Annotated in this window: 5 protein-coding genes and 1 riboswitch; of the genes, 2 read left to right on the top strand and 3 right to left on the bottom strand. The window is 70.2% G+C overall.

Going from position 1 to position 7,353, the window contains the following annotated elements:
* A partial coding sequence (locus RWX45_RS09685) for an ABC transporter permease (protein WP_316023521.1) occupies positions 1-986 on the bottom strand: 986 nt, incomplete at its 3' end.
* A gap of 30 nt (positions 987-1,016) precedes the next feature.
* A complete protein-coding gene (locus RWX45_RS09680; protein ID WP_316023520.1) occupies positions 1,017-2,156 on the bottom strand; it encodes a thiamine ABC transporter substrate-binding protein in 1,140 nt (379 codons plus the stop codon).
* A 48-nt stretch (positions 2,157-2,204) separates the two neighbouring features.
* Positions 2,205-2,340: riboswitch (TPP riboswitch) on the bottom strand.
* A 233-nt stretch (positions 2,341-2,573) separates the two neighbouring features.
* Here RWX45_RS09680 and RWX45_RS09675 point away from each other — a divergent pair.
* Positions 2,574-2,867: a DUF4235 domain-containing protein gene (locus RWX45_RS09675; RefSeq protein ID WP_316023519.1), complete on the top strand. Its 294-nt coding sequence runs from the start codon at positions 2,574-2,576 to the stop codon at positions 2,865-2,867.
* Positions 2,868-3,437: 570 nt separating this feature from the next.
* Here RWX45_RS09675 and RWX45_RS09670 read toward each other — a convergent pair.
* A complete protein-coding gene (locus RWX45_RS09670) occupies positions 3,438-4,442 on the bottom strand; it encodes a helix-turn-helix transcriptional regulator (RefSeq protein WP_316023518.1) in 1,005 nt (334 codons plus the stop codon).
* A gap of 868 nt (positions 4,443-5,310) precedes the next feature.
* Between RWX45_RS09670 and RWX45_RS09665 the strand changes: the two genes are divergently transcribed.
* The coding region (locus RWX45_RS09665; RefSeq protein WP_316023517.1) for a (Fe-S)-binding protein at positions 5,311-7,353 on the top strand (2,043 nt) is incomplete at its 3' end.

The raw sequence follows: 7,353 nt of genomic DNA, 5'->3' as shown, positions 1-7,353 counted from the left end.
TCGGTGCGCAGCGCCAGGTGCGCCTGGCGGGCGCGGCGAGCCCGCTCCCCCGCCCACAGGGCCGCCGCGATGACGCCCAGCTGCACCACCGACAGCACGGCCGCGCCCCGCAGATCGAGGTAGCGGGCAGTGAGCTGGTAGATCTCGGTCTCAATGGTGCCGGCGCCGGTGCCGCCCAGGACGAGCACCACCCCGTAGGCGGTGGCGCACAGCAGGAAGACGGTGGCGGCCGCGGAGGCGATGGCGGGCAGCAGGCTCGGCAGGGTGACGGTGCGCCAGGCCCGCCACGGGGAGGCGCCGAGCGTGCGGGCCGCCTCGACGGCGCGCGGGTCCAGGCGCGACCACATGGTCCCGACGTTGCGCACCACATACCCGTAGTTGAAGAACACCAGCGCGGCGACCACCGCCGTGCGCGTACCGTCCAGCCCCAGTCCGCCCAGCGGCCCGCCGGTGGTGACCAGAGCGTGGAAGGCGGTGCCGACGACGACGCTGGGCAGCACGAAGGGCACAGTCACCACGCCGCGCAGCAGGTCGCGCCCGGGGAAGCGGCGCCGGTAGAGCACAAGCGCCCCGGGGATACCGAGAATGACGCAGATGGCGGTGGCGGCGAGCGCCTGGATGAGGGTCTGTTCGATGACCCGCCAGGTGCGCGGGCGTGCGAGGACCTCACCGAAGCCGCCTAGGTCGAGGTGCCCGTCGGGGATGACGCCGCGCGCCAGCAGCGTGAGCACGGGCCAGGCGAAGAAGACGCCGAGGAAGGCCAGCGGCAGCGCAACGGCGAGCGCCCAGCCGATCCGCTCCCCCGCCGTCGCCCGCGGCCCGCACGTCCCGTCCCCTCGCCGAGACCGGCACTTATCACGTGCCCAAACCGGCACTAATGACGCACCGAAACCGGCACTCATGACGTGCCCAAACCGGTCGTCATCGCCGCCGCGGTGGCCCTCGCGCACCGGCCCGCCCTCACGCACCAGCGCCTCCGGCTTCACGCACCGGCGCCCTGCCCCGCACGCCCACCGTCACTGGCCGACGGCCTCCGCCCAGGTGGCGAGCCATTCCTGCTGGTGGGCGGCGATGTCATCGGGGTCGACGACGATCGGGTCCTCCGCGGTCGAGCCGAACTGCTCGAGTTCCTTCGACAGGGCGGCGTCGGGGTCGACGGGGTACATGTACATGGCGTCGGGGATGGCCTCCTGGACGTCGCGGGAGAGCATCCAGGCGACGAAGGCAGCACCGCCGTCGGGGTTGGCGGCCCCGGCGAGGACCCCCGCGTACTCGACCTGGCGCGTGGCGGTGCGCGGCAGGACGGCGGTGGTGGTGGCGGCACCGTCGTCGGTGAGGGTGGCGGCGGGTGAGGAGGCGTAGGAGACGACGATCGGGTAGGCGCCGTCCCCGCCGCCGGCGGTGAAGTCGGTGTAGTAGGCGTCTGACCAGCCCTCGTCAATCTTGGTGCCGTTGGCGACAAGGTCGCGCCAGTACTGGGCGAAGCCGTCCTCGCCGAAGTGGCCGATGGTGGCCAGCAGGAAGGCCAGGCCGGTGGAGGAGGTGGTCGGGTTGACGGCGACGAACAGGTCCTTGTAGGCGGAGTCGGTGAGGTCCTCGAAAGTGGAGGGCGGCTCCAGGCCGTGGTCGGAGAACCAGAAGGTGTCCACGTTGACGCACACCTCCCCGAAGTCGATGGGCACGAGTGCGGGGGTGTCGTCGACGATGTAGGGAGCCAGATAGTCCGCGGCGCCGTCGGGCAGGTTGAGAGCGGTGGAGGTGTCGACGACGCCCTCGGCGAGGAGGCGGGAGGCCATGGTGTTGTTGATGCCGTAGACGGCGTCGCCCAGCGGGGCGTCCTTGGTGAGGATGAGTTTGTTGGCGACCTCGCCGCCGTCGCCGGAGCGCGCGATCTCCAAGGTGTAGCCGGTATCGGTCTCGAAGGCGGCGATGAGAGCGTCCGGCAGGTCGAAGGAGTCGTAGGTGACGACGGTGACGGTGCGCGCGCCTCCCGATGCGGTTCCGCTCGCCTCGGGGCTATCGGCGCCGGAGCCGCAGGCGGCGAGTGCGAGGCCGACGACGGCGGTGGCGCCCCCGGCGAGCAGCGCGCGGCGGGTGGGTCGGATGGTGGCGAGGCGGGGCGCGGCGGCGCGCCCGGTGGTCCGATTGGCGGTCATGGTGATCCTCCTGGATGGCGGTCCGGAGGGCCCGGGCACGCTGCGGCGCCCGGGGAGATCTCGACTTCCTTCGCCGGTGCGAACCGGATCAGGTTCGAGGGTCTGCGGCTTCCCGCACTCTCAGCGCCGTTGCCGCTGGCGAGCCGAGGCCCGCCGACGACGGGGCGCTCCCCTGTCGTTGTGGGAACAGCCTAGCGCGACGACGTCGGCGACGCCGATGTGGGGCGCCGCCCCAACCCGCGTGCCGCACGCCTGAAAGGCGGCTGAGCGATCCCCGGACAATGCGAGGTTGGCGGTGCGTCCGGGCCCGACGTCCCCAGACCCTGTGACAGGATCGGGGTGAAAGCCGGTGACCGGCCTGAGCAGCGCCCGTCGCCCGCTAGCTAGGTGTCCGTCGAATATCAGGGAGTCGTCATCATGAAGAACAGCCTCAGTTGGACGGTTACCTCCGCCCTCACCCTCCTGGTCTCCGGCGCAATCGCCGAGAAGGCCGTGGCTATTGGATGGCAGGCCGTCACCGGGCGGCCGGCGCCGCGCGAGGAGGACCAGGTGCTCAGCTACCGTCTCGGCGAGGTGGTCGCTTTCGCCGTCATCTCGGGCGCCGTCATGACGCTGACTCGCCAGTTGACGCTGCGTCAGGCCGCCAAGGTCCATGCCCGCCGCGGCGGCGTCGTGCCCGGCATGAGCGAGGCGCCCGCGCTGGAGGCCTAAGGGGACGTCGGCGACGTCAGAGCCACCAGCTTCGTTCGGGCCCCGGTTGGCAGTTTGGGGATGCCGCAGAGAGACAAGCCGCCAACGCCGCGCCCTATGGAACGCCACTTCACCGTTGGGTACGCCAGTTAGCGGTCTGCTGAAAGTTTCCGAGCCCTTCAGCAGGACCCTGAAGTGGTGTAGTAGACCTCGAACAGGCGTAGTAGACGCCGCGGTGGCGCAGGGTGGGCGTCGTGGTGGGCGCTGCCGTAGTTGTGCGGGCGCTCAAGTGGAGTGTGTGGCGGAACAGTATGTCTCTGCGCGCCCTGATGGTCGGCGTCGGCCAGGCAGCGGCCCCCAAAAGTGTCCATCTGTCGCAACTTTTGCCGCCGGCGCCGACCAACAGCCTTCAGAAACCGCATCCTACCGGGGCAAAATCAGTCAAGACCACCGGCAGGCACCGTCCTACAACTCAAAAGTTGCGACCAATGGACACTTTGCCACCGCCCACCGGCCTTGAGACAGCCAGCACCCACCAGCCCAAGAGGTACAGCAGGGAGAGTACGGGCGTAGTAAACGTCGGCGGCGCCGTCAGTGGCTGCGGCGCAGCGGGGTGACGGTTCCGTCGGCCGGGCCGGACGCCGTCGTCGTACCTGATCCTGAGCCCACGCCGTCCCAGTCGGGGATGAAGGGGCTGGGCAGCGGCTGGAACCAGTTGTCGAAGTGCTCGGGCGCGTCGGCGGGCGGAACCAGGCCCATGGCGATGAGCGCGTGAGCAGGCTGGTCGCGGCCCGACAGGGCATCCACCCAGCCCTCCCAGCGGGCTTCGTCGATGTCGGCACCGCGCGAGTCGGCGATGACGCCACCGAGGTTGAAGATGTCGTGAAGCACGAGGGCGTCGGCGACGTTGCGCACCAGGGGTTCATTGGCCGCCGGGACGGCGCCGACCAGGCGCAGAGACAGATCCCGCGCGGTGCCGCGCAGCTGGAAGACGAATTCGTAGTCGTAGCGGGTCAGCCAGAGCTGCGGCAGGGTGGTGCCGATGTGGGTCTCGTCGAGCTGGCCCAGGTGGGTGCCGCGGGGAAGCTCCGCGAGACCCTCAAGATCCTCGGCAACGGACATGTCGAACAGGAACGTGCCCAGCGCGAAGCAGCGGGCGGCGTCCTCTCCGAGCATGCGGGCCAGCCGCGGAGAGTACACCTCGGACAGCACGGTCGGGATGTCGTCCCAATCGGGGATGGGCAGATCGGCGGCCGCCTGGGCGGCTTCTTCCTCCATGCTCCCGAGATAGTCCTCGAGATCCCCAAGGTCCTCGGACATCGGGCCGCCGCCCTGAAGCATGGCAGCGAGGTCGGCCAGGCCGTCCCACGCGGTCGGAGGCTCCCATGCGAGTGCCTCCCACACCCCTATCTGCTTATCGCCGCGCACCTGCGTGCGTCCAGCCTCATAGTTACGCCAGGTCTGCTCGGAAACCCCGGCGCGGGCGGCGACCTCCCGGACGCTCAGGCCGAGTTCCTCCCGGCGAGCACGCATCGCCTCGGCGATGTCGGGATCGTCGGGCTCGTGAGGAGTATCGGTTGTGCGGTTCGGGCTCATGGATGCACTCCCTGGGATCCGGTACGGAGACGCGTGTACTGGCGGCAACCGCACGGCGACGTATGAACAGCGCCCCGGCGGCCGTAACCGATTTGTCTCCCGCAGCGTACATGTAGCTCCCGAGCAGCACCAGCACCGTGGCCGGGAGGTTCTTGCCTGAAGGCTCCCACGATCACTGCGTCGATTCCTCACATTGGGGATGCTCGGGGATGCCCGCGAAGGTTCGGTGGCGGCTCTTGATCCGGCTGCCCTCGCGGGCGGTTGGAGTGGGACCGCCGAAGGCGAAAAGGTCTGCCGGAGGTAAAAGGACCTGCCGGAGAGGAGAAGCCTTCCATGCACGATCCTCTGACCCCGAATCCCCGCCATGCACGGGGCCTCGGGTCATAGACATAGGGCTCACAAACGACCTGCACGGTTGTCGACGCCCAAGGCTTCGGCGCACCGGCAACAGCGTTGAGCGTGGCTACCGGTCTTCCGTCACGCGCGACCGTGATCCCCACCGGCGCCTCTCTCGTCGCCGCGCCACGGCCGCCGCAGCCGGTCACTGCGTGCGCCCGTTCCCGGGCGCTCCAGGACACGGCAGGCCTCCGCACACGGGAGAGTCACCCACGGGAGCCCCAAATCCGGACTTTTCCCCGCAATCTCGCCGGTTCACCCAGAGCGCCGGAATTCACTCCCGACCCTCCCGTGTGCGCCGAAGCCTCCGCCGCACACGGGAACCCCCTTAACCTTACCGACACAAAACCGGAAACCGCAGAATCACGCCAATTCCTCCGCCGCACCCGCATCCAATGTGTGCAACGGCCAACAAGCTCGCCCCTTCGTGACGCCTCCGCGCCGGTTCAGCGCAGTTGCGTAGGCTGAGACCATGAATTGGTTGCTGGCTGTCCGCGTCGTGTGCGCCCTTATCGTCGCACTGACAACCGTGGTCGGCGTCTTCGTATTCGGCCGCGCCTGCGTCACCATCGGCAACCGCATGGGCGTGGGCCGCCCCGTCCCCCGCGAACGCCTGCGGCCGGTCGGCCGCCGCCTGCTGCGCATGTTCGGCGAGGTCCTCGGCCACACCGCCTTCAAGGGCCGCCCCTGGATCCGGGCGGCGCACTGGCTGGTCATGGTCAGCTTCCCGCTGCTGTTCCTCACCCTGGTCACCGGCTACGGCCAGGTGCTGGCCGGGCCGCGCTGGGAGCTGCCGTGGCTCGGCCACCAGGCGTGGTGGTCGTGGGTCGTGGAGATCATTGCCTGGACGAGCCTGGTGGGCATCATCCACCTCATCACGGTGCGCCGCCGCCTCACCCGTCGCCGCGCCGCCGCGCCCCCCTTCGACGGCGACTCCGCGGGCGGCACCCGCACCCGCACTTCCCGCTTCGCCGGATCCAGCCAGGGCCAGGCGCACTTCGTGGAGGCGGTCGTGGCCGGCGTGGTCCTCTGCGTCATCGCCCTGCGGATGCTCGAGCACGCCCAGCTCGCCCTGTCCCCCGACCCGGCCGACGCCGCCCTGGCGCACTGGACGCACTTCCCGCTGACGGCCTGGACCGGCCCACTGCTGACGCCGCTCGGCGCAAGCGGCCTGGCCGCCGCGATCACGGTGGTGGCCACGCTCAAGGTCGTTATCTCCATGAGCTGGTTCGTGGTGGTCGGCCTACAGCCGTCGATGGGTGTGGCCTGGCACCGCTTCCTCGCCTTCATCAACCTCTACGCACGCCGCAACACCGACGGCACCAAGGCGCTCGGCCCCGCCAAGCCGCTGCTGCTGCCCGACGGCCGCCCGCTGACCGCCGACACCCTGGACGACCTCGACGCCGCCATGGAGGCCGCCGAGGAGGAGGGCACCGAGGTCAAACTCGGCGTCGAGCGCATTGAGGACTTCACCTGGAAGGGGCTGCTGGACTTCTCCACCTGCACCGAGTGCGGCCGCTGCCAGGATCTGTGCCCCGCTTGGAACACCGGCAAGCCCCTGTCCCCCAAGCTGTTCACCCTGGCACTGCGCGACCATCACGCCGCCGTCGCCCCCTACCTGCGGGCCGCGAGCGCGCTCGGGGTGGAACCCGATGAGGTCACCGAGGAGATGCTCGCCGAGCGCCGCAGCGCCCGCGGCCCCCTCAGCCGCCTGACCGGCATGACCGACGGTTTGGAGAACGACGACAACCTCGGCCTCGCCCCCGGCAGCGCCCACACCGGCGACATCCTCGGCGCCCTGCTCGCCGCCAAAGCCGCCCCGTCCGAGGTGGGCGTGGCCACGCGCCCGGCGCCCCTGGCCGGCGAGGTGATCCCGGCCGACGTGCTGTGGTCGTGCACCACCTGCGGTGCCTGCGTGGATCAGTGCCCGGTGGACATCGAGCACCTCGATCACGTCATTGACGTGCGCCGCCAGCAGGTGCTCATGGCCTCGGCCTTCCCCAAGGAACTGGGGCAGATGTTCCGCAAGCTGGAGTCCAAGGGCAACCCGTGGGGCCTGGCGGCGCGCAAGCGCATGGACTGGGCCAAGGGCCTCGACTTCGAGGTGCCCGTGGTGGGCGTGGACGTCGAGGACGCCTCCGAGGTGGACTACCTGTTCTGGGTGGGCTGCGCGGGCGCCTACGAGGACCGGGCCAAGAAGACGACGCGCGCGGTCGCCGAGCTGCTGCACACCGCCGGGGTGAGCTTCGCCGTGCTGGGCGACGCCGAGTCCTGCACCGGTGACCCGGCCCGCCGCGCCGGCAACGAGATCCTCTTCCAGATGCTGGCGGCGCAGAACGTGGAGACGCTGAGCGAGGTCGGCGCCCAGAAGATCGTGGTCACCTGCGCCCACTGCTTCAACACGCTGGCGCGGGAGTACCCGCAGGTGGGCGGGCACTACGAGGTGGTCCACTACACGCAGCTGCTCAGTCGTCTGGTGCGCGAGGGCCGGCTGCGGCCCGCGCCGCCACAGGCC

The sequence above is a fragment of the Actinomyces sp. MRS3W genome, from assembly GCF_032465695.1.
GTDB lineage: Bacteria > Actinomycetota > Actinomycetes > Actinomycetales > Actinomycetaceae > Actinomyces.
This window is presented reverse-complemented; position numbering and strand designations above follow the sequence as displayed.

Bases quoted from the DNA above. Each gene is read 5' to 3' on its own strand.
- RWX45_RS09680 (WP_316023520.1), bottom strand. From the start codon at position 2,156: ATGACCGCCAATCGGACCACCGGGCGCGCCGCCGCGCCCCGCCTCGCC.
- RWX45_RS09670 (WP_316023518.1), bottom strand. From the start codon at position 4,442: ATGAGCCCGAACCGCACAACCGATACTCCTCACGAGCCCGACGATCCC.
- RWX45_RS09675 (WP_316023519.1), top strand. From the start codon at position 2,574: ATGAAGAACAGCCTCAGTTGGACGGTTACCTCCGCCCTCACCCTCCTG.